This is a genomic window from Variovorax sp. 278MFTsu5.1 (assembly GCF_048305045.1).
GTDB lineage: Bacteria > Pseudomonadota > Gammaproteobacteria > Burkholderiales > Burkholderiaceae_C > Variovorax > Variovorax guangxiensis.
The window spans coordinates 6,794,153-6,813,743 of record NZ_CP157622.1 but is presented as its reverse complement, the minus strand read 5'-3'; the positions used below and the strand labels follow the sequence as shown (position 1 = coordinate 6,813,743).

The window sequence follows — 19,591 nt, the reverse complement described above, 5'->3', positions numbered from 1 at the left end:
CCGTCATGCAAAGGCGCGAATTCCTCGGCGTGGCGGCGGGCGCGGCGGGTGCTCTGGCGCTCGCAGGCTGCGAGGCGCCTCCGCCGCCCATCGAAGGGGGCTTCACCGGCATCGACGTCACGCGCGGCCATGCGATGCGGGATGGCTCCCTGAAGAGCGCCGCGCCTGCCGCGGTGAAGCGCACGCGCGTGGTCATCGCCGGCGGCGGCGTGGCGGGCCTTGCGGCGGCCCGCGCGCTGCGGCTTTCGGGCATCGACGACTTCGCGCTGCTCGAGCTGGAAGACACCGCCGGCGGCAACGCGCGCGGCGGCATCGTCAACGGCATCGCCTGCCCGCTGGGTGCGCATTACCTGCCCGTGCCCGGAGACGACGCGCGCGAGGTGCAGGATCTGCTGGAGGAGCTCGGCCTGCGCCGCCGCGTGGCGGGCCGCTGGGAATACGACGAGGTCACGCTCTGCCACAGTCCGCAGGAGCGCCTGTTCCTTCACGGCGAGTGGCAGGACGGCCTGCTGCCCATGCACGGCGTGAACGACGCGACGCTCGCGCAGTACCGCAAGTTCGCCCAACGCATCGACGCGCTGCAGCATGCCGCGCACTTCGCGATTCCGACGCTCAAGGTCGGCATCACGCCCGAGCTGCTGGCGCTCGATGCCATCAGCTTCCAGAGCTGGCTCGACAGCGAAGGCTTCAGCGATGCGCAGCTGCGCTGGTACCTCGACTACTGCTGCCGCGACGACTACGGCGCCGGCATCGGGCAGGTGTCGGCCTGGGCCGGCATCCATTACTTCGCGAGCCGGCACGGCTTCCATGCGCCCGGCGATCCGACGGGCAGCGTCAACGATTCGAGCCCCGAGCGCGACGGCATCCTGACCTGGCCCGAGGGCAACGGCTGGCTCACGAAGCAGCTCGCCAGGCCGCTCGGCGAGCGGCTGCGCACTGGCAGCGTCGTCACGCGCATCGCCGAAGTGCGCGACGGCGTCGAGGTCGATGCGTGGGATGCCGCATCGAAATCCATGGTGCGTTGGCAGGCCGAACACTGCATCGTCGCGCTGCCCGTGTTCATCGCCGCACGCGTGGTCGAGAACCCGCCCGAGGTGCTGAAGAACGCCGCCGCGCACGTGCGCTACGCCCCCTGGCTGGTGGCCAACATCCACCTGCGCGGCCCGCTGGCCGACCGGCCCGGCGCCGCGCCGAGCTGGGACAACGTGATCTACGGCACCAGGGGCCTGGGCTACGTGGACGCGCGCCACCAGGCGCTGGACCCCACGCCGCGCGGCACCGTGCTGAGCTGGTACCGCCCGCTGGGCCCGAGTGGCTACGACGCCGACGACGGCCGCAAACTGCTGCTGGAGCGCCCCTGGACCGGGTGGCGCGACGACCTGCTCGCCGAACTGTCGGTGCCGCACCCCGACCTGCCTTCGCTGGTTTCGCGCGTCGAGATCACCCGCTACGGGCACGCCATGTCCATCCCCAGGCCCGGCCTGCTGGCGCAGATAGGCCCGCAGCGCAGCGCACCCGACGCCGGGCATCGCGGCAGCGTGGTGGCGGGCCGGCTGTCGTTCGCGCACGCGGACTGGTCGGGCTATTCGATCTTCGAAGAGGCGTTCACGCGGGGGCACGTTGCCGGAACGGACGCGGCCGCGGCATGAAGACGCTGGTGCTCGGCGGCTACGGCAACTTCGGCGCGCGCATCTGCCGCGCGCTGGCCGGCAGCCCCGGCATCGAGTTGATCGTGGCGGGGCGCGATGCGCAGTGCGCGTCGGCCTTCGCGTCCTCGCTGGGTGGCGCCGCGAGCGGCGTGCGCATCGACGTGCAGGCGGCCGATCTCGCCGGCACCCTGCGCGGCCTCGGCGTGGAACTGGTGATCCACACCGCCGGGCCCTTCCAGAACCAGGACTACTGCGTGCCACAGGCCGTCGCTGCCGCGGGCGCGCACTACATCGACCTGGCCGACGGACGCCGCTTCGTGTGCGACTTTCCTGCCGCTTTGGACGCCGACTTCCGCACCGCCGGCCGCACCGCGGTGAGCGGCGCCAGCACCGTGCCCGCACTGTCGTCCGCCGTGGTCGACCATCTCGCGGACGGCTGGCAGGGTATCCGGAGCATCGACATCTGCATCGCTCCCGCGCAGGGTGCACCGCGCGGCGAGGCCACGCTGGCCGGCGTGCTCGCGTACTGCGGCGAGCCGATCCGCGTCTGGCAAGGCGGCCGTTGGGTCGAGCTGCCCGGCTGGGCCGATCCGGTGAAGGTCGAGTTCGCGAGGATGAAGCCGCGTCGGGGTGCACTTTGCGACATTCCCGACCTGGAACTCTTTCCGTCACTCTACGAAGGCGTGCAGTCGGTGATGTTCCGCGCCGCGCTCGAAGTCGGGCTGACGCAGCGCGCCTTTGCCTTCCTGGCGTTCATGCGTCGCGCGGGCCTGCTGCCGGCGCCGCAGAAGCTCGCGCCGCTGCTGCATGCCACCGGCGGCGTTTTCGATGCGCTGGGCACGGCGCTGGGGGGCATGGCCGTGCGCGTGGAAGGCACCGATGCGCAGGGCCGGCCGGCGCGGCGCGCGTGGCACATCGCGGCCGACGACAACCATGGCCCGGAGATCCCCTGTATGGCCGCCATCCTGCTGGCGCGTCGGCTCGCGAATGGCGATCCGACGCTGCCAGTGGGTGCGCATGCCTGCACGGGGTTGCTCGGCCTGTCCGAATTCGGGCCAGAGTTCGCACGCTGGGGCATGGTGACCGACGTGGTCGACGAAGAAAGAAGCGAAAGCCCCGTCACCAGATGAACCGTTCTGCCGACGAGACCGACAGCCTGCTGCGCTACAGCCTTGTCGCCGTGTGGCTGCTCACCGCCGTGGCCAGCCTCTTCGAACTGAATGGCCAGAGTCGTGCGGTACTGGCCGCTGCGGGTATCGCGTCGCCGCAATGGCTGGTGCAGGGGTTGATCGCCGGCGGCGCGCTGGCCGATCTCGCGGTCGGCATCGCGCTGTGGCGATGGCCCGGCCGCGCCAGCTATGCGGCGGCGCTGGGCCTGATGCTCGTCATGACCCTGGTGGCGACCGTGCTGCAGCCGGGCCTGTGGCTGCATCCGCTCGGCCCGCTGCTCAAGAACATCCCCATTGCCGCCCTGCTCTGGCACCTGTACCGGCGCGCCGCACTATGACATGAACACCTACCTCGTCCTCAAGTGGCTGCACATCGTCTCCAGCGTGCTGATGGTCGGCACGGGGCTGGGCTCGGCCTTCTACATGTTCTTCGCCAACCGCAGCGGCATCGTGCCCGCGCAGGCGGTGGTCAGCCGGCTGGTGGTGCGCGCCGACTGGTGGTTCACCACGCCCACCGTCATCCTCCAGCCGGCCACCGGCTTCGCGCTGGCGCACATGGCGGGCTGGCCGTTGTCCACGCCGTGGCTCGCGGTCTCGCTGGCGCTGTTCGTCTTCGCGGGGGCCTGCTGGCTGCCGGTGGTGTGGCTGCAGATCCGCATGGCGGCGATCGCGGCGCAGGCGCATCGCGATGCGGCGCCGCTGCCGCCGCTCTATGCGCGCTACCAGCGCTGGTGGGAGTTGCTGGGCTACCCGGCCTTCGCGGCCATGGTGGTCGTGTTCTACCTGATGGTGAACAAGCCCCAGTTATGAATCGTTGAATGCGGCCCGGCGCGGGCCTGTGCGGTTTTCACCAAGACTTCACACACAGCGCGATTGCTTCACAGATGGCTCGCAGACTCGCGGGCGCCAACAAAAACACAGTGGGAGCCTCCATGCTTCAAGTCGCCAACAGAAAACTCGCGTCGATCAGCGACGTGTTCTTCACCGGGCTGGGCCGCGCGCTCGGCTTCCTGCGTCCGCTGGCCCGCGGACTCATCGGTTCCTGGCGACCACCGGGCTGGCTGCGCATCCTGGGCGCCTTCCTTCTTCTCGGGCTGCAGTGGCTGCAGCAGCGGCTTGCATGGCTGGTGCTGCTCGTGCTGCTTGCACTGGCCGGCTGGGTTGCCCATCCTCATGTCATGAAGTGGTGGCACGGCCTCACGCCCGACCGCGTCGAGCCCGTGGTCGCCACCGCGAAGTCCGACTCGCCGCAGCGCACGCAGATCGAGCTCGACAGGGGGCCCAACCCCTTCGTCATCAATTTCTCGACCTCCGTCGCGCCCATTGCGCGCATCGGCCAGGAAGCCACCGGCGTCACCATGGAGCCCGCCATCGCCGGCCGCTGGACCTGGACGAAGCAGAACCGCCTCGAATTCCTGCCCGCGCAGGATTGGCCCATCGGCCAGCCGTACAAGGTGCAGATCGCCGACAGCGCCCTCGCGCCGCACATCGAACTGGCGCAGCGCAAGTACGAGTTCACTTCTCCCGAGTTCACCGCGCAGTTCATCGGCGCCGAGTTCTACCAGGACCCGGTCCAGGCCAACGTGCGCCGAGCGCTCTTCCAGGTGCGCTTCTCTCACCCCGTCAACACGGCGGAGTTCGAGAAGCGCCTGGTGCTGACCTACGACCAGCCCTGCAGCAGCTCCTTCTTCAGCGTGGGCAAGTGCGCGAGCGAGAAGTTCACCGTCAGCTACGACAAGCTGCGCCTCATCGCCACGCTGCAGTCGGAGCCGCTGCCGATTCCAGAGAAGAACCGGCCCGCGATCCTCAGCCTCACGTCCGGCGCGGTCGCCCAGAAGGGCGGGCCGGCATTGCGCAACGACCTGTCTCGCGCGGTCGACATCCCCGGCCTCTACAGCCTTTCCATCTCCGGCATCGAGCCCACCATCGTCACCGGCGAGAACGGCGAGCCCGAGCACGTGATGCAGGTCAGCGCGTCCATGCCGGTGCACGAGCGCGAAATGGCGCGCGTAGTGCAGGCCTGGCTGCTGCCCGTGACGGAAGAAGCCAAGGGCGACCCCGACGACAAGTTCGACTGGTCCACGGACCCGGCCAAGATCACCGACGCCGTGCTGCGACGCGCGAAGAAGCTCAACCTGCAGCCCATCGCCAGCGAGCGCGAGGTGACCGAGATGGTCAGCTTCCGCATGCCGCAGGCCGAGGGCGGCCGCTACCTGCTGGTGCGCGTGGCCAAGGGCCTGAAAACGCCCGGCGGCTACCAGCTGGGCGCCGCGTTCCAGGACGTGCGCCTGCTCAAGACCTTCGCGCCCGAGCTCAGCATCATGAGCCAGGGCTCGCTGCTCGCGCTCTCTGGCGAACGCAAGCTGCCGATCCTGGTGCGCGACCTGCCCGGCATCCGCCTGGAAATCGGCCGCCTGCTGCCGCAGCAGCTGCAGCACCTGGTGACGCAGACCAGCGGCGACTTCGCGCATCCGCAGTTCTACGGCGGCCTGCAGTCGGACAACCTCGTCGACCGCTTCCAGAAGGAGATTCCGCTGAGCATTCCCGCCGGCAAGGCGCACTACGAGACCGTCGACTTCGCCGAGTACCTGCGCAGCGACGCGACCGACCGTCGCGGCGTGTTCCTGCTCAAGGTGCAAGGCTACGACCCGAAGGCGAAGAAGAAGCCCGAGGGCGAGACTCGACCCGAGGAAGCACAGCAGCAGGAAGAGCAGTCTTCCGAAGAGGAAGGCGGTGGCGACAACGGCGAAGGCGGCAGCTCCGAGCAGCAGATCGACCAGCGCCTGGTGCTGGTCACCGACCTGGGCATCGTCGCCAAGAAGTCACTCGACGGCACGCGCGACGTGTTCGTGCAGAGCATCGCCAGCGGCCAGCCGGTGGCGGGCGCGCTGGTGGAGGTGTGGGGCCGCAACGGGATGATCGTCGCGTCGCAGTCCACCGACGCCACCGGCGCGGCCAAGCTGCCCAACCTGGCCGGCTACCAGCGCGAGAAGGCGCCCGTGGTGCTGGTGGTGCGCAAGGACGGCGACCTGAGCTTCCTGCCCTTCAACCGCAGCGACCGCACGCTGGACATCTCGCGCTTCGACGTCGGCGGCCTGCGCGCGGCCGGCGTACCGAACCAGATGACGGCGTATGTCTTCAGCGACCGCGGCATCTACCGCCCCGGAGACACCATGCACATCGCGATGATGGTGAAGGCCGGCAACTGGGGAACCTCGCTGCGCGACCTGCCGCTGGAGGCCGAGATCATCGACGCACGCGGCCTCAGCGTGCGGCGCGAGAAGCTCAGGCTCGGCCCCGGCGGCGCGGCCGAGATCGCCCACACCACGCAGGACACCTCGCCCACCGGCAACTACGCCGTCAACCTCTACCTGCCGCGGCAGTCGTCGCCGGGCGCGCCCGAGGTGGAGAGCCTGCTGATCGGCAGCACGACGGTGAAGGTGCAGGAGTTCCTGCCCGACCGAACCAAGGTCACGGCGAAGCTCAGCAGCGAAGTCGCCGAAGGCTGGGTGAGCCCCAAGGACCTGAAGGCGCAGATCGACGTGCAGAACCTCTTCGGCACGCCCGCGCCCGACCGCAAGGTGGAAGGCACGCTCACGCTGAGCCCCGGCTTCCCGGTATTCCGCGCCTTCACCGACTACGCCTTCTTCGACCCGCAGCGCGCCACCGAGAAGCAGGTGGACGACCTGGGCAGCGTGCAGACCAGCGCAGACGGCAAGGCCGAGTTCGACCTGCGCCTGTCGCGCTTCGACGCCGCCACCTACCAGGTGCACGTGCTCGCCAAGGCCTTCGAGCCCGAGGGTGGACGCAGCGTGTCGGCTGAGGCGCAGACGCTGGTGAGCGACCTGCCCTACCTCGTCGGCGTGAAGGTCGACGGCGACACCAGCTACGTGAGCAAGGGCGCCACGCGCAACGCCACCGTGATCGCCATCGACCCGCGAGCGAAGAGGACGGCCGTGACCGACCTGAAGATCGAGCGCGTGGAGCGCAAGGTGCTGTCGGTGCTCATCAAGCAGGACAACGGCCTGTACCGCTACGAGTCGCGCCGCAAGGAGATCGTGCTCGACGAGAAGCCCTTCGCCATCGCGGCCGCGGGCAACAACGTGATGCTGGACACCGCCGCGCCCGGCAACTTCGCCTACGTGGTGCGCAACGCGCAGGGGCTTGAGCTCAACCGCGTGGAATACAGCGTGGCCGGCAACGCCAACGTGTCGCGCTCGCTCGACCGCAACGCCGAGCTGCAGCTCACGCTCGATCGCAAGGACTACGAGCCGGGCCAGGAGATCTCGGTGAGCATTCGCGCGCCGTACGTGGGCGCGGGCCTCATCACCATCGAGCGCGACAAGGTCTACGCCCATGCGTGGTTCAAGACCGACAAGACCGCCTCGGTGCAGAAGATCACCGTGCCCAAGGACTTCGAGGGCACCGGCTACATCAACGTGCACTTCGTGCGCGACCCGGCCTCCGACGAGGTCTACATGAGCCCGCTGTCGTACGGCGTGGTGCCCTTCGCCACCGCGCTGACCAGGCGCACCGCCAACCTGCAGCTCACCAGCAGCGAGCTGGTGAAGCCGGGGCAGACCGTGAAGATGAAGCTCACCAGCGACAAGCCCACGCGCGCCGTGGTGTTCGCGGTGGACGAGGGCATCCTGCAGGTGGCGCGCTACAAGACGCCCGACCCGCTGAAGCACTTCTTCCAGAAGCGTGCGCTCGAAGTGGGCACGCTGCAGACGCTCGACCTGATCCTGCCGGAGTTCAAGAAGCTCATGCAAGGGGCCGCGCCCGGCGGCGACGGCGAAGGCGAGCTCGGCAAGCACCTGAACCCGTTCAAGCGCAAGCGCGACAAGCCGGTGGCCTACTGGTCGGGCCTGGTCGACGTGAACGGCAGCCGCGAGTTCAGCTACACCGTGCCCGAGAGCTTCAACGGCAGCCTGCGCGTGATGGCCGTGGCGGTGAACGACGAGACCACTGCCGCCAAGAGCACCCGCACCGTGGTGCGCGGCGACATGGTGATATTGCCCAACGCGCCGCTCGCAATGGCGCCCGGCGACACCGTCGAGGTGGGCGTGGGCCTGGCCAACAACATCGTCGGCTCGGGCAAGGAGGCGCCCATCGCGCTCACCCTCACCGCCTCGGGTGGGCTCGAAGTGGTGGGCGACGCCACGCAGACGCTCAAGGTCAACGAGCGCGGCGAAGCCAGCACCAAGTTCAACGTGCGCGCCAAGCCGGGCGAGCAGGCGGTGCTGGGTTCCTCGGCACTGGTGTTCACATCGACGCACAAGAACTACAGCGCGCGGCTTTCCACCGAGGTGAGCGTGCGGCCCGCGTCGCCCTTCGTCACGCTGGTGCAGGCCGGCAGCTTCCAGCGCGCGGGAGAACTCTCGAGCCAGGCCGACCTGTACCCGAACTTCCGCCAGAGCGACGTGGCCGTGTCGGCCGCGCCCTGGGCCTTCGCGACCGGGCTGATGCAGTACCTGGAGGCCTATCCGCACGGCTGCACCGAGCAGATCACCAGCCAGACCTTCCCGGCGGTGCTGCTTTCGGGCCGACCCGAGCTCGTGAAGGAAATGTCGCGCGGCCGTACCGTCGAACAGGGCCCGCTGCCCGAGGCGCGCAAGACCTTCGAGCGCTACCTGGTGCAGCTGCGCGCACGGCAGACGGCCGACGGCGGTTTCTCGCTGTGGCCCGGCGCCGGCACCGACCCCTTCGCGACGCTCTACGCGGTGCAGCTGCTCGTCGAGGCCAAGGACCACAAGCTGCCTGTGCCGCAGGACCTGTTGCAGAAGGCCAATACCTACCTGCAGGGCTGGCTCGGCAGCGGCGACAACACGCTCGACGGCTGGCGCCAGCGCACGCAGGCCGCCTACCTGCTGACGCGCCAGGGCATCGTCGCGCCGGCCGCGCTCGCCAACCTGCGCGAGGCCCGCCGCAACCAGATGTCGCGGCAGGGCGTGGGCTGGGGCGACGACCTCGGCGCCGTGTACCTCGCCGCGAGCTACCAGCTCGTGAAGCAGGAGCAGGTGGCCAACGAGCTGCTCGACCCGGTGTGGTCCGATCTGCTCGCGCGCACCGAGAAGAAGCAGCGCCGCAACGCCTGGGGCGCCTACTACGACCCGCTGGTGCACGACAGCATGACGCTGCACCTGGTGGGCCGCCACTTCCCCTCGCGCCTGAAGACGCTGAAGCCCGCGGTGTGGGAGGGCATGGCCCAGATGGTGCGGGAGGGTTGGTACAACAGCCTGTCGTCGGCGTCGATGCTGCTGGCGGTCGACTCCTACTTCGAGGCCGTGGGGCAGAACGTGGAAGGCAAGCTCTCGGCAAGCACCGTCAATGCCCAGGGCCAGGCGGCGGCGCTCGCGTTGGGTGCGGTGAACCCGATCACGCGCGCCTCGGTGCCGGCCGGCACCGCGAAGCTGAAGCTGTCGAACGACAGCGACTTCAACCTCTACTACAGCTGGGCCGAGCAGGGCTTCGAGCGCAACCTGCCCGCCACGCCGGTGAACAAGGGCCTGGAGATCTTCCACGAGGTGCTCGACGCCAAGGGCAATCCCGTCACCAAGGCCAAGCTCGGCGAGGAGGTCACGGTGCGGGTGCGCGTACGCAGCCTGGAGCGCGCGCAGATCAACGACGTCGCGCTGGTCGACGTGCTGCCCGGCGGCCTGGAGCCTGTGCTGCAAGCAGTGGGCGACGACGACGATGCCAACGCCGACGCACCGATCTGGAAGAAGCGCCTGGGCGGCGGCGGATCGTGGAAGGTGCAGTACGCCGATATCCGCGAAGACCGCGTCGTGTTCTATGGCGGCGTCGGCAAGGACCTGCTCGAGGTGACCTACAAGGCCCGCGCCACCAACGTGGGCGACTACGTGGTGCCGGCGGCGTACGGCGAGGCGATGTACGACCGTCGCGTGTTCTCGCGCTCGGCGGGTGCGCGCTTCCAGGTGGTGGCGAATTGATCATGACGCCCCCTGCCTTGTCCCCTCTCCCGCTTGCGGGAGAGGGCTAGGGTGAGGGTGCGGCGCTTCACATGACCCCCGCGCTCGATCCGTCGCCGATGCCCTCACCCCAGCCCTCTCCCAGGGGGAGAGGGAGGAAGAGAGCAGTCATCGCTTTCGCAGCCGTAGTCTTCCTGCTCGCGCTGCTGCGCCTGTGGCCCCACGCCCCGCTGAGCGAAACCGTCGGCAGCTCGCGCGCCGTCTACGCGCAAGGCGGCGAGCTGATGCGCCTCACGCTCGCCGCCGACGAGCAATACCGGCTCTGGGTGCCGCTTGATCGCATCTCGCCCACGCTGGTCGATGCGGTGCTGCTGTACGAAGACCGCCGCTTCTACGCGCACCCCGGCGTCAACCCGGCCGCGCTGGTGCGCAGCGCATGGCGCATCGCCAGCGGCGAGCGCAGGCAGGGTGGCTCCACGCTCACCATGCAGCTCGCGCGCCGCGTGTACGGCATCGACAGCCGCACGCCCACCGGCAAGGTCGCGCAGATCTTCGCGGCGCTGTGGCTGGAGGCCCGCTTCAGCAAGCATGACATCCTGGAGGCGTATCTCAACACCGCGCCCTACGGCGGCAACATCGAGGGCGTGCAGGCCGCGAGCCTCATCTACTTCCGCAAGGATGCCGCGAAGCTCAGCCTTCCAGAGGCGCTGACGCTCGCGGTGATTCCGCAGAACCCCGTCAAGCGCATCGCCGAGCGCGGGCGCAATGCGGAGCTGCAGGCTGCGCGCGAGCGCCTCTCCGCGCTGTGGGCGGAGCGCGATCCCGCGGCGAAGCAGCATGCGCCCGACGCGCAGCTCGCGCTGTCGGCCCAGTCGCGCGGCAGCCTGCCCTTTCTCGCGCCTCACGCCACCGACATGCTGCTCGCGCAGGAGCGCGGCGTGCAGGAGGTGCGCACCACCATCGACCTGCGCATGCAGGCCACGCTCGAGCGCGTGATGGCGCAGTACCTGCGCGCGCATGCCGACGTGGGCATGAACAACGCGAGCGCGCTGCTGCTCGACGCGTCGACGATGCAGGTGCGCGCGATGATCGGCTCGGCCGACTTCCGCAACGACGCCATCTCCGGCCAGGTCAACGGCGTGCTGGCCAAGCGCTCGCCGGGCTCCACGCTCAAGCCCTTCATCTACGCGCTCGCGCTCGACCAGGGGCTGCTGCACCAGAAGACGATGCTGAAGGACGCACCCACCTCCTTCGGCCCCTACACGCCCGAGAACTTCGACCACCGATTCGCCGGACCGCTGCCGGCGCAGGAGGCGCTGATCCGCAGCCGCAACGTGCCCGCGGTGGCCGTGGCCGCGAAGCTCTCGAAGCCCGGCCTCTACGACTTCATGCGGCTGGCGGGCGTGCAGAAGCTGCAGAGCGAACAGCACTACGGCCTCGCGCTGGTGCTCGGCGGCGGCGAGGTCACGCCCGAGGAGCTGGCCGGCATGTACGCGACGCTGGCCAACGGCGGCATCTCGCAGCCCATCCGCTACACGCAGCCCCAGCCCGGCGAGAAGCCCGTGCAGCCGCTGCGCCTGCTGAGCGAAGAGGCTTCGTTCATCACGCTCGACATGCTGCGCCACACGCCGCGCCCCGACACCACGCTGCCCGCGCGCCCGGCCATCGCATGGAAGACGGGCACCTCCTGGGGCTTTCGCGATGCATGGACGGCCGGCGTGTTCGGCCGCCACGTGCTGGTGGTGTGGGTCGGCAATTTCGACGGCAGCAGCAATCCGGCGCTGGTGGGCGTGGATGCCGCGGCGCCGCTCTTCCTTCGCATGGTCGACGCGCTGCGCGCCGAGCGGCTGGACCCGGGCGAGATGGCATCGCGCCGCCCGCCCGACCTGCGCCAGGTGGAGGTGTGCGCGGCGACTGGCGGCCTGCCCGATGCGCTGTGCCCGGTGCGCACCATGACCTGGTTCATCGCGGGCAAGTCGCCGATCCAGGTCAGCAACCTGCATCGCGCGGTGTGGGTCGACGAGACCACGGGCAAGGTCGTCTGCGGCCCGCAGCCCAACGCGCGGCAGCAGGTGGTGGAGCAATGGGGCAGCGACATGCGCCGGCTGTTCCGGCAGGCCGGGCTGCCGCGTGCGAGTGCGCCCGCGGACGGCTGCGAGAAAACGGACGGTGACGCAACGGAAAGTGCTCCCCTCATCACCTCGCCGCTGCGCGGCGTGCGCCACACGCTGCGCGCGAAGAAGCCCGAGCCGCTGGTGCTGCGCGCCGAGGCCGGGGCCGGCACGCAGGCGATCTACTGGTTCGCGGACGACGCGCTCATCGGCCGCGCCGCGCCGGGTGAAGGCATCACGTGGATGCCCGATCTCGCGTCATCCGGCCGGCGCTACCTGCTGCGCGCGGTCGACGACCAGGGGCGCGCCGAGTCGCGCGAGGTGACGGTCGACATTGCGCCCTGAAGTCGCGCGGGGCATGTCATGGCCGCGTCACTCCTTGCCGGCATGGTCACGCGTTTTCGACTTGGAACCTTTCCCGCTCATGACGCGTTTCGCTCCCCTGTCCTTCGTCGCCCTTGCTGCCGCCCTCGCATGCACCGCAGTCCAGGCGCAGACCGCCTTTCCCGCCACGCTCGCCGGCCACGCGGTGCTGCCAGCGCAGAGCTTCGTCGCGGCGCCCAAGGATGCGCCGGCCGACCTGCAGGTCAGCGGCAAGTTCACCACCGGCAAGCGCGTCGAGGCCGTGGGCTCGGTCGAAGGCCTCTCGGGCGGCCGCGGCACCGGCGTGTCGCTGCCCTTCAAGGGCCAGCCGCTGCAGGGCCACTCCGGCATCAAGAAGATGGACGACGGCAGCTTCTGGATCCTCACCGACAACGGCGCCGGCGCCAAGGCCAACTCGCCCGACTTCATGCTCTACCTGAACCACTACAAGGTGGACTTCAGGAGCGGCAAGTTCAACCGCATCGAGACCGTCTTCCTGCACGACCCCGACAGGAAGGTGCCCTTCCGCATCGTCCACGAAGGCACCAAGCAGCGCTACCTGACCGGCTCGGACTTCGACCCCGAGAGCTTCCAGTTCGCCGGCGGCGCACTGTGGATCGGCGAGGAGTTCGGCCCCTTCCTCATCAAGGCCGACCTCAAGGGCAAGGTGCTCGCCGTGTACGACACGCTGGTCGACGGCAAGGCCGTGCGCTCGCCCGACCATCCGGCCGTGACCACGCCGGGCGCCCCGGGCGGCGCGGTCGACTTCCAGATCAAGCGCTCCAAGGGCTTCGAGGGCATGGCCTCGTCGAAGGACGGCAGCAAGCTGTATGCGCTGCTCGAAGGCCCGGTGTGGAACGCCGAGGCCAAGGACTACGAGAAGGTCGAGGGCAAGGAAGCGCTGCGCGTCTTGGAATTCGACGTCAAGGCTGAACGCTGGACGGGCCGCCACTGGCAGTACGTGCTCGAAGCCAACGGCAACGCCATCGGCGACTTCAACATGATCGACGGCAGCACGGGCCTCATCATCGAGCGCGACAACGGCGAAGGCACCAGCGACAAGGCCTGCCCCGAAGGCCAGAAGCGCACCGACTGCTTCCACGACATCGCCAGGTTCAAGCGCGTCTACAAGGTCGAGCTCAGCGATGCCAACGTGGGCGGCCCGGTGCGCAAGATCGGCTACATCGACCTGCTGAACATCGCCGACCCGAACAAGCTCGCACGCAAGCCCCTGAACGACGGCGTGCTGAAGTTCCCCTTCTTCACCATCGAGAACGTCGACGTGGTCGACGCCACCCACATCGTGGTCGGCAACGACAACAACCTGCCGTTCTCGAGCAGCCGCGAGCCGAACAAGGTGGACGACAACGAGTTGGTGCTGCTGGAGGCGGGGGCGCTGCTGCAGGCGAAGTAAGGCTACGGCTGGAACGCGATGTCCGCGACGATGCGCGCGACCTGCCGTTCCACCAGCCTGTGTTCCGCCGCCAGGGCCCGTACCGACTTGCCCGTGCTGAAGTCGGTGCGTATCCGCTCGTTGCGGATCGCGTCGAAGGCCCGCTTGGCCTTCGGCAGCACGAAGCGCAGGCCAATGCCATCGACGGCGTACTCGTCGCTCAGCGCGCGCAGCTTGTCGAAGCCGATCAGGCTCGCCAGCGGATGGTCCGGCGCCGGATGGGCCGGGATGTAGATCCGCAGGCCGCCGTAGCGCTCGATCAGCCGCAGCGTCGCGGGCAATCCGATCAGGCGCACGAACTCGCGCAGCCGGGGCGGCAGCAGCTCGCTCGCCAGCGCGGTGGCTGCCTGCCGGAAGCCGCTCGAAGCTCGTGACGACGGGGCTGCATCGGTCCTGTTCGACGGAAACGGTGCGCTGCTGACGAATTCCTGGGCGTGCATGGTCGTGTGTTCCTCTGATCCAGATGGGGCGTGTTGTTGTTGTCTGCGTTGTTCCTCAGGCTGCTGTAGCACAGCCTGCCTGCGCCTGATTCGAGCCGCCCCGGTAGTCGCTGCGATGGCCCAGCAGCAGGCTCGGGATGCGCGCGAAGTCCATGGCGCCCGGTCTGATGACCGGCACGACTTCGGGCTCGTAGACGCTCGAGTCGAGCAGCATCACCCGGCGGCCCTTCGCGACGCGCCCCGCCACGGGGCCGGGGCCTTGCTTCCAATGGGGCGTGCCGCCGACAGCCACGCTGTGCACATGGCCGCTGCTGGCCAGCTTGGCCAGGTGCTGCCGCAGCGCACCGTTGCCGGGCTCGGGCCGATAGCCCTCGACGCGCTCCGCCAGCATGCTGTCGAGCTCCTTCGCGGAGGCGGCTTCGTTGGCTTCGAGATGCGCGGCGACGGCGCGCTGAACTTCGCCGGTCAGGTCTCGATCGGGTGTGACGCTCATTCGGTGGCTCCTTCTTCCTTTTCGTTCGTCGGGGTGGTGCCGAAGGTGTCGAGCACCCGGCGGGCGATGCGATCGGTGCTTGCCTTGCCCGCGCCGTACTTGCCGCTGCCGTTCAGGACCTGGCTGATTGCGGCGGCGCTCAGGTGCAGCCGCGCCGCGATCTCGGAGCGTCGGCGGCCGATGCAGGCATCGCGCAGCAGGGCGAACCAGCCTTCCTTCATGTATGAGGGCGGCGCACTGGTCACGAGGCGCTGCCTCCGCGCGGTGCCGGGGGCGTGGCGCCGATGTCGCGCAGCAATGCATAGCGCTTGAGCCCGTCCACCCGCCGCGCTTCCACGCGCACGGCCCGCGGGCATTGCCGCGACCAGGACAGCATGAGCGCACCGGCCTGGCGGCGGCCCTGGGCGAGGTCGTCGTCCTCGCCGGCCAGCAGGGCTGCGGCCTCGTCGGCCGTCAGCGCGCGCCGGATGCGCAGCAGGTTCCACAGGCGCTCGGCGAACGGGTCCGCATCGCGGACTACCGCGTCGGGCGCGGGTTCGGAGGCGGCCGATGCTTCCTGCCCGGCCTCGGTGTGGCGCTGCGCGAGCGCCATCAGCGCCTTGGCGACGAACCATTCGGAAGTCGTGTTTTCCTGCATCACTCGCCCCCTTGCTGGCGCGCCGGGGCACTGGTCCTGGCTTGGTCTCTTCTCACAGTACGTTCCTCCTCGCTCGTGGCACTGCTGCTCGATTTGCCGGTGTCGACGCGCGTGCCCTGGTGTCTTTTCAAACCGGATCGGGTTGTTTCGACCAGCTGCACACACGCCTTTAACCCAAACGGGGTGTCAGTTCATATAAATACCCTGTTTTGTGTCTGTTGACTCGATTATGCACATCATGTGAGTTTTTGCAATCAAGAAAAACATGAAAACGAACTTTTCGAAGTTCTTTAACCTGAAATGGGTTGCAAAAGTACTTTCAGATGTCTAGCATCGGCGCGTTCACACAAACCAGAGTTACCGTGACGCCGCAAATCAACACTCCACCCGACGACACCGAGGTGAAGGCTCGTGTCGGTGAACTGGCCTTGGCGCAGGGCGCGCGCGTGCGCGACCTGCGCAAGCAGAAGGGGCTGACCATCGACGACCTCGCGCAGCGCAGCGGGCTCCACTTCAATACCGTGGGCCGCATCGAGCGGGGCGTCAGCGATGCCAGCCTCGAGCAGCTGTATGTGATGGCCATCGCGCTCGGGGTCGATCCCGCCGAGCTCAACCCGTTTCAGTCGGTCCATCCGCCGAGCCAGCTGTCGACCGGGCTGGACGACGAGGCCTTCGTGCTGGTCGACCTGCTCGACGTTCGTGTGAGCGCCGGCAACGGCGCCGTCAACGGGTCGCAGGACCACATGGGTCGTTTCGCGTTCAGCCGTTCGTGGATGGCGCGCAAGGGCGTGAAGCCGGCGCATGCGCGCATCGTCCATGCGCGCGGCGACTCGATGGCCGACAAGATCAACAACGGCGACATCCTGCTGGTCGACACCGCGAGCAAGTCGCTCGACCAGGACGGCGTATACGTCATCCAGCTCGACGGCCACGACTACGTGAAAGTGCTGCAGCGCGACTTCTCCACCGGGGGCCTGCAGATCATCAGCTACAACCCCGCGTACAAGCCTCAGGTGCTGAGTGCCGAGCAGGCGGCGGAGCTGCACATCAGCGGCCGCGTCGTCTGGCACGGCGGCGAGATCTGAAGCATCGCGACAGGCGTCGCAGTGTAGGAAGCAACGCTTCCTGAAGCCGAGGCCGGCCGATGTCGGCCTCAGTCATTTGACCCTTGCGCCCGACGATTCGGGCCATGGGCAAAGACACTTCCCGAACACCTTTCTTCTTCATCAGACATCGCCGCGGGCGTGAACGGGGCCAGGCCCCGCGGCAGCTGCTTGCCGTGCTCGCGCTCAGCGCTGCCGGGCTCGTCGGCATCGTCGCGCGCGAGGGCTACAGCGACAAGGCATACCCCGACCCCGTTCATGGCACGGCTGTGCCGACCATCGGCTTCGGCACGACCGAGGGCGTGCGCATGGGCGACACCACCACTCCCGTGCCCGCGTTGCAGCGCGCATTGCGCGATGTGCAGACCTACGAACACGCGCTGAAGCAATGCGTGAAGGTGCCGCTGCACCAGCACGAGTACGACGCGTACGTGAGCCTGGCCTACAACATCGGCGCATCCAACTTCTGCACCGGTGGCCGCAAGGGCGGCACCTCGGTGCTGGTGCAGCGCCTTGATGCGGGCGACTACGCGGGCGCGTGCGACGCGATCCTCGGCTGGAAGTACGCGGGCGGAATCGACTGCTCAGCACCCGGCAACAAGACCTGCGCGGGTCTCTGGAAAGACCGCCTCAAGCTGCACGCGCAGTGCCTGGGGAATGCGGAATGAACCTCACTGCCAGGGCCTGGGCGGGCCTGATCGCTGGCGTGCTGATGGCGCTGCTTCTTGCCGCGGCCGGCTTCGCGATCCACGGTGCCGGCCGCATGCAGGAACGCGCGGCCTGGCAGCAGAAGGAAGCGCAGCGCGCAACGCAGCTCGCGCAAGACCTGCAGGCCGAGTACGAGCGCGGACGCGCCGCCTCGGCGCAGTACCAGCTCGGCGCGAGCGCGCTGCAGTCCAGTTACCTCTCCCTCGAAGGCCCGACCCGTGATCTACGTCAGCGCGTTTCTCTCGTCATTCCTCCTGTTGCTCCTGATCGCCGCGCTGAGCGGCCTGCCGGTTCTGCGCAGGCTGCAGCATCCGGACCGGCACCGGATGCTGCGCCGCCTGGCGACCCACAGCGCGACGCTGCCCGCGGCCCTCATCGCCTCAGCCTTGCTGCTGTCTGGATGTGGAACAGCGCCCTCGCGGGCGCCGACGTACCCGCGGGTGCCTGCGGATTTGCTGACACCTCCGGCGAAGCCTGTGCTGCTGATGCCGGCATCACGGTCGACGATGCCTGGACCAACCACGACATCAACGCCAGGTCATGCGCAGCGGACCGCCTCCGGTATCGCGCGCTGATCGAGTTCCTCACAGAAAGACCCACGCAATGAGCGATCTCCACGCACGCACACAGGAGCTGCTGCTGCTCGGCCAGATCCACGGGCTGGTGCAGGCCCTGAAGGACGGACAGGACCGGCAGACCCGCCGCATGGACGGCTTCGACACGCGCTTCGACGCGCTCGACGGGCGGCTTCGCACCGTCGAGCAGCGAGCGGCCGTGTTTGGTGCCGCATCGGGTGGCGCGATGGCCGTCGGCACGGCGCTGCTCGCGGAGGCCGTGAAGCAGTGGTTCCGCAACGGGCCCGGCATCAACTGATCTTTTGCGATGCATCGGTGCGAGGGGCCGGCGGATGTCGGCCTCAGCCAAAAAGGCCTTCGCCGCGACAGTTCATACACCAACCAACGAAGCGATCGATGCAACTCCTCAACCGCAGTCACTCGACTTCCCACACACGCAACGGAGCCCTGGCATGAGCCGTCTCGACACCCTTCGCAGCGCTATCGTGCAGACGCTGAACAACGTGCCCCAGATCGGCCGCGTTCACGACCGCGAGCGCTCCCTGGCCGATGAAGCAGCGCAGCGTGCGCTCTTCATGTACGACCTGCCGGGCGGTGGCCAGCAGCTGCGTGGCTGGTGGCTGCGCCGCACCGCCACCGAAGAGCGCAGCGTGAATGCCGCGGGCCGCGCGATGAGCGTCGACACCTGGACCGTGCACGGCTATCTCGCCTTCGACGACGTCGCCGCCACGGAGCTGGTGTTCGATGCGCTCGTCGAAGACATCCGCGACGCCGTGCGCGCCGACCCCACCTTCGGCGGCACATGTGCCTCCGGCCCGCTCACCGACGACAAGCGCACCGACGGCGTGCAAGTCGACGGCACCGGCCTGGTCACCTTCTGCGGCGCGCGCTGCCACGGCGTCGCGCTGCAGTTGCGGACCTGGCGCTACCTCTGACTGCACGCAGGCAGACCTTTCCTTTCGACAACCCAAACCAACCAACTGACGGAGAACGCCGACATGGCAAAACTCATGCGCAAGATGGCCATCCTGGCCAAGGCTGAAACGGTACGCGGCACCGACGCGGCGCCCACCGGCGCGGCCAACGCGATCCTGGTGAGCGAAGTCACGCTCACCCCTATCGAAGGCGACGTCGTCCAGCGCGACAACGTGCGCCCCTACTTCGGCTCGCGCGGCTCGGTGCTGGTCACGCAGTACAGCAAGATCGCCTTCTCGGTGGAGATCGCAGGCGTGGCCGCGGCCGGCGACGTGCCCGCGTACGCTGCGCTGATGCGCGGCTGCGCCATCAGCGTCAACACCGCGCCGGGCGTCAGCACCACCTTCACGCCGGCCACCGACGCGCTGGAGTCGCTCACCATCTACGGCAACGTCGACGGCACCGTCTACAAGATGACCGACGCGCACGGCAACGTGAAGGCCACCATCAACGCCAAGGGCATCCCGAAGTGGCAGTTCGAGTTCACCGGCCTGTTCGTGCCCGCCGAGGACGCGCCGCTGCCCGTGGCCGACTACAGCAAGTTCATGGACCCGCTGGGTGTGAACAAGGCCAACACCACCCTCATGCTCGACGGCCTCGGCGTTGCCGCCAACGCCTTCAGCTTCGATGCGGGAAACACCGTGATCAAGCGCGACCTGATGACCGTGGATGCCGTGGACATCACCGCGCGCGTGTCGACCGGCTCCGTCACCTTCGAGAACACCTCCGTCGCCACCAAGGACTGGATCGGCATGGCCCGCGCCAGCCAGCGCGTGAACCTGGCGCTCAAGCACGGCCAGGGTGCGAACAACGTCGTCGAGTTCCTTTCGTCGCATGCGCAGATCGGCAAGCCGACCTTCAACGACGTCGACGGCGTGCAGATGATCACCGTGCCGCTCGAGTTCGTGCCCACCGGCGCGGGTAACGACGAGTGGTCGATCGTCGTGCGCTGAGCTTCAGCGTCATCGCCATCAGCACAGAAC

At 68.6% G+C, this 19,591-nt stretch carries 17 protein-coding genes; 13 read left to right on the top strand and 4 right to left on the bottom strand.

Annotation, left to right across the window (positions count from 1 at the left end):
- Nucleotides 1–5 precede the first annotated feature (5 nt).
- The 7 genes from ABL844_RS31845 to ABL844_RS31815 all read left to right on the top strand — a co-directional run bounded on the left by ABL844_RS31845 (nucleotide 6) and on the right by ABL844_RS31815 (nucleotide 13,638).
- A complete protein-coding gene (locus ABL844_RS31845) occupies nucleotides 6–1,649 on the top strand; it encodes an FAD-dependent oxidoreductase (RefSeq protein ID WP_418130099.1) in 1,644 nt (547 codons plus the stop codon).
- Nucleotides 1,646–2,779, top strand: coding sequence for a saccharopine dehydrogenase family protein (locus ABL844_RS31840; RefSeq protein WP_418130098.1), 1,134 nt, complete (start codon nucleotides 1,646–1,648; stop codon nucleotides 2,777–2,779). The genes ABL844_RS31845 and ABL844_RS31840 overlap by 4 nt, the downstream gene beginning before the upstream one ends.
- Nucleotides 2,776–3,156, top strand: coding sequence for a DoxX-like family protein (locus ABL844_RS31835; protein ID WP_418130097.1), 381 nt, complete (start codon nucleotides 2,776–2,778; stop codon nucleotides 3,154–3,156). Before ABL844_RS31840 ends, ABL844_RS31835 begins: the two co-directional genes overlap by 4 nt.
- 1 nt (nucleotide 3,157) lies before the next feature.
- Entirely contained in the window at nucleotides 3,158–3,628 is a 471-nt protein-coding gene (locus ABL844_RS31830) for a DUF2269 family protein (protein WP_126020918.1), read from the top strand.
- A gap of 122 nt (nucleotides 3,629–3,750) precedes the next feature.
- A complete protein-coding gene (locus tag ABL844_RS31825) occupies nucleotides 3,751–9,771 on the top strand; it encodes an alpha-2-macroglobulin family protein (RefSeq protein WP_418130096.1) in 6,021 nt (2,006 codons plus the stop codon).
- A gap of 71 nt (nucleotides 9,772–9,842) precedes the next feature.
- Complete coding sequence (gene pbpC / locus ABL844_RS31820; RefSeq protein ID WP_418130095.1) at nucleotides 9,843–12,206, top strand: penicillin-binding protein 1C; 2,364 nt, start codon at nucleotides 9,843–9,845, stop codon at nucleotides 12,204–12,206.
- 79 nt (nucleotides 12,207–12,285) lie between these two features.
- Nucleotides 12,286–13,638 (top strand): esterase-like activity of phytase family protein, encoded by a 1,353-nt coding sequence (locus ABL844_RS31815; protein WP_418130094.1) that lies wholly within the window; start codon nucleotides 12,286–12,288, stop codon nucleotides 13,636–13,638.
- Between the two features lie 2 nt (nucleotides 13,639–13,640).
- On the opposite strand, the gene ABL844_RS31810 is transcribed toward ABL844_RS31815, so the two are convergent.
- The 4 genes from ABL844_RS31810 to ABL844_RS31795 are packed head-to-tail and all read right to left on the bottom strand — an operon-like array spanning nucleotide 13,641 to nucleotide 15,247.
- Nucleotides 13,641–14,117: a hypothetical protein gene (locus tag ABL844_RS31810; RefSeq protein ID WP_369660271.1), complete on the bottom strand. Its 477-nt coding sequence runs from the start codon at nucleotides 14,115–14,117 to the stop codon at nucleotides 13,641–13,643.
- Between the two features lie 55 nt (nucleotides 14,118–14,172).
- Nucleotides 14,173–14,610, bottom strand: coding sequence for a hypothetical protein (locus ABL844_RS31805; protein WP_418130093.1), 438 nt, complete (start codon nucleotides 14,608–14,610; stop codon nucleotides 14,173–14,175).
- Nucleotides 14,607–14,855 carry a hypothetical protein gene (locus tag ABL844_RS31800; protein ID WP_418130092.1) on the bottom strand — a complete coding sequence of 83 codons (249 nt, stop codon included), beginning with the start codon at nucleotides 14,853–14,855 and terminating at the stop codon, nucleotides 14,607–14,609. Before ABL844_RS31800 ends, ABL844_RS31805 begins: the two co-directional genes overlap by 4 nt.
- Nucleotides 14,852–15,247 carry a hypothetical protein gene (locus ABL844_RS31795; protein WP_418130091.1) on the bottom strand — a complete coding sequence of 132 codons (396 nt, stop codon included), beginning with the start codon at nucleotides 15,245–15,247 and terminating at the stop codon, nucleotides 14,852–14,854. The genes ABL844_RS31800 and ABL844_RS31795 overlap by 4 nt, the downstream gene beginning before the upstream one ends.
- Before the next feature lie 362 nt (nucleotides 15,248–15,609).
- Here ABL844_RS31795 and ABL844_RS31790 point away from each other — a divergent pair, with 362 nt between their 5' ends.
- The 6 genes from ABL844_RS31790 to ABL844_RS31765 all read left to right on the top strand — a co-directional run bounded on the left by ABL844_RS31790 (nucleotide 15,610) and on the right by ABL844_RS31765 (nucleotide 19,561).
- Nucleotides 15,610–16,332: an XRE family transcriptional regulator gene (locus ABL844_RS31790; protein ID WP_418130090.1), complete on the top strand. Its 723-nt coding sequence runs from the start codon at nucleotides 15,610–15,612 to the stop codon at nucleotides 16,330–16,332.
- 194 nt (nucleotides 16,333–16,526) lie between these two features.
- Complete coding sequence (locus ABL844_RS31785; RefSeq protein WP_418130089.1) at nucleotides 16,527–17,018, top strand: lysozyme; 492 nt, start codon at nucleotides 16,527–16,529, stop codon at nucleotides 17,016–17,018.
- Nucleotides 17,015–17,665, top strand: coding sequence for a hypothetical protein (locus ABL844_RS31780; protein ID WP_418130088.1), 651 nt, complete (start codon nucleotides 17,015–17,017; stop codon nucleotides 17,663–17,665). Before ABL844_RS31785 ends, ABL844_RS31780 begins: the two co-directional genes overlap by 4 nt.
- Nucleotides 17,662–17,931, top strand: coding sequence for a hypothetical protein (locus ABL844_RS31775; protein ID WP_369660278.1), 270 nt, complete (start codon nucleotides 17,662–17,664; stop codon nucleotides 17,929–17,931). Before ABL844_RS31780 ends, ABL844_RS31775 begins: the two co-directional genes overlap by 4 nt.
- Nucleotides 17,932–18,085: 154 nt before the next feature.
- Nucleotides 18,086–18,568, top strand: a complete 483-nt coding sequence (locus ABL844_RS31770; protein WP_418130087.1) for a hypothetical protein — start codon at nucleotides 18,086–18,088, stop codon at nucleotides 18,566–18,568.
- Between the two features lie 63 nt (nucleotides 18,569–18,631).
- Nucleotides 18,632–19,561 (top strand): hypothetical protein, encoded by a 930-nt coding sequence (locus ABL844_RS31765; protein WP_369660280.1) that lies wholly within the window; start codon nucleotides 18,632–18,634, stop codon nucleotides 19,559–19,561.
- Nucleotides 19,562–19,591 lie beyond the last annotated feature (30 nt).

Coding starts and splice junctions, on each gene's coding strand:
- ABL844_RS31845 (WP_418130099.1), top strand. CDS start 6: ATGCAAAGGCGCGAATTCCTCGGCGTGGCGGCGGGCGCGGCGGGTGCT.
- ABL844_RS31840 (WP_418130098.1), top strand. CDS start 1,646: ATGAAGACGCTGGTGCTCGGCGGCTACGGCAACTTCGGCGCGCGCATC.
- ABL844_RS31835 (WP_418130097.1), top strand. CDS start 2,776: ATGAACCGTTCTGCCGACGAGACCGACAGCCTGCTGCGCTACAGCCTT.
- ABL844_RS31830 (WP_126020918.1), top strand. CDS start 3,158: ATGAACACCTACCTCGTCCTCAAGTGGCTGCACATCGTCTCCAGCGTG.
- ABL844_RS31825 (WP_418130096.1), top strand. CDS start 3,751: ATGCTTCAAGTCGCCAACAGAAAACTCGCGTCGATCAGCGACGTGTTC.
- pbpC (WP_418130095.1), top strand. CDS start 9,843: ATGACCCCCGCGCTCGATCCGTCGCCGATGCCCTCACCCCAGCCCTCT.
- ABL844_RS31815 (WP_418130094.1), top strand. CDS start 12,286: ATGACGCGTTTCGCTCCCCTGTCCTTCGTCGCCCTTGCTGCCGCCCTC.
- ABL844_RS31810 (WP_369660271.1), bottom strand. CDS start 14,117: ATGCACGCCCAGGAATTCGTCAGCAGCGCACCGTTTCCGTCGAACAGG.
- ABL844_RS31805 (WP_418130093.1), bottom strand. CDS start 14,610: ATGAGCGTCACACCCGATCGAGACCTGACCGGCGAAGTTCAGCGCGCC.
- ABL844_RS31795 (WP_418130091.1), bottom strand. CDS start 15,247: ATGCAGGAAAACACGACTTCCGAATGGTTCGTCGCCAAGGCGCTGATG.
- ABL844_RS31780 (WP_418130088.1), top strand. CDS start 17,015: ATGAACCTCACTGCCAGGGCCTGGGCGGGCCTGATCGCTGGCGTGCTG.
- ABL844_RS31775 (WP_369660278.1), top strand. CDS start 17,662: ATGAGCGATCTCCACGCACGCACACAGGAGCTGCTGCTGCTCGGCCAG.
- ABL844_RS31770 (WP_418130087.1), top strand. CDS start 18,086: ATGAGCCGTCTCGACACCCTTCGCAGCGCTATCGTGCAGACGCTGAAC.
- ABL844_RS31765 (WP_369660280.1), top strand. CDS start 18,632: ATGGCAAAACTCATGCGCAAGATGGCCATCCTGGCCAAGGCTGAAACG.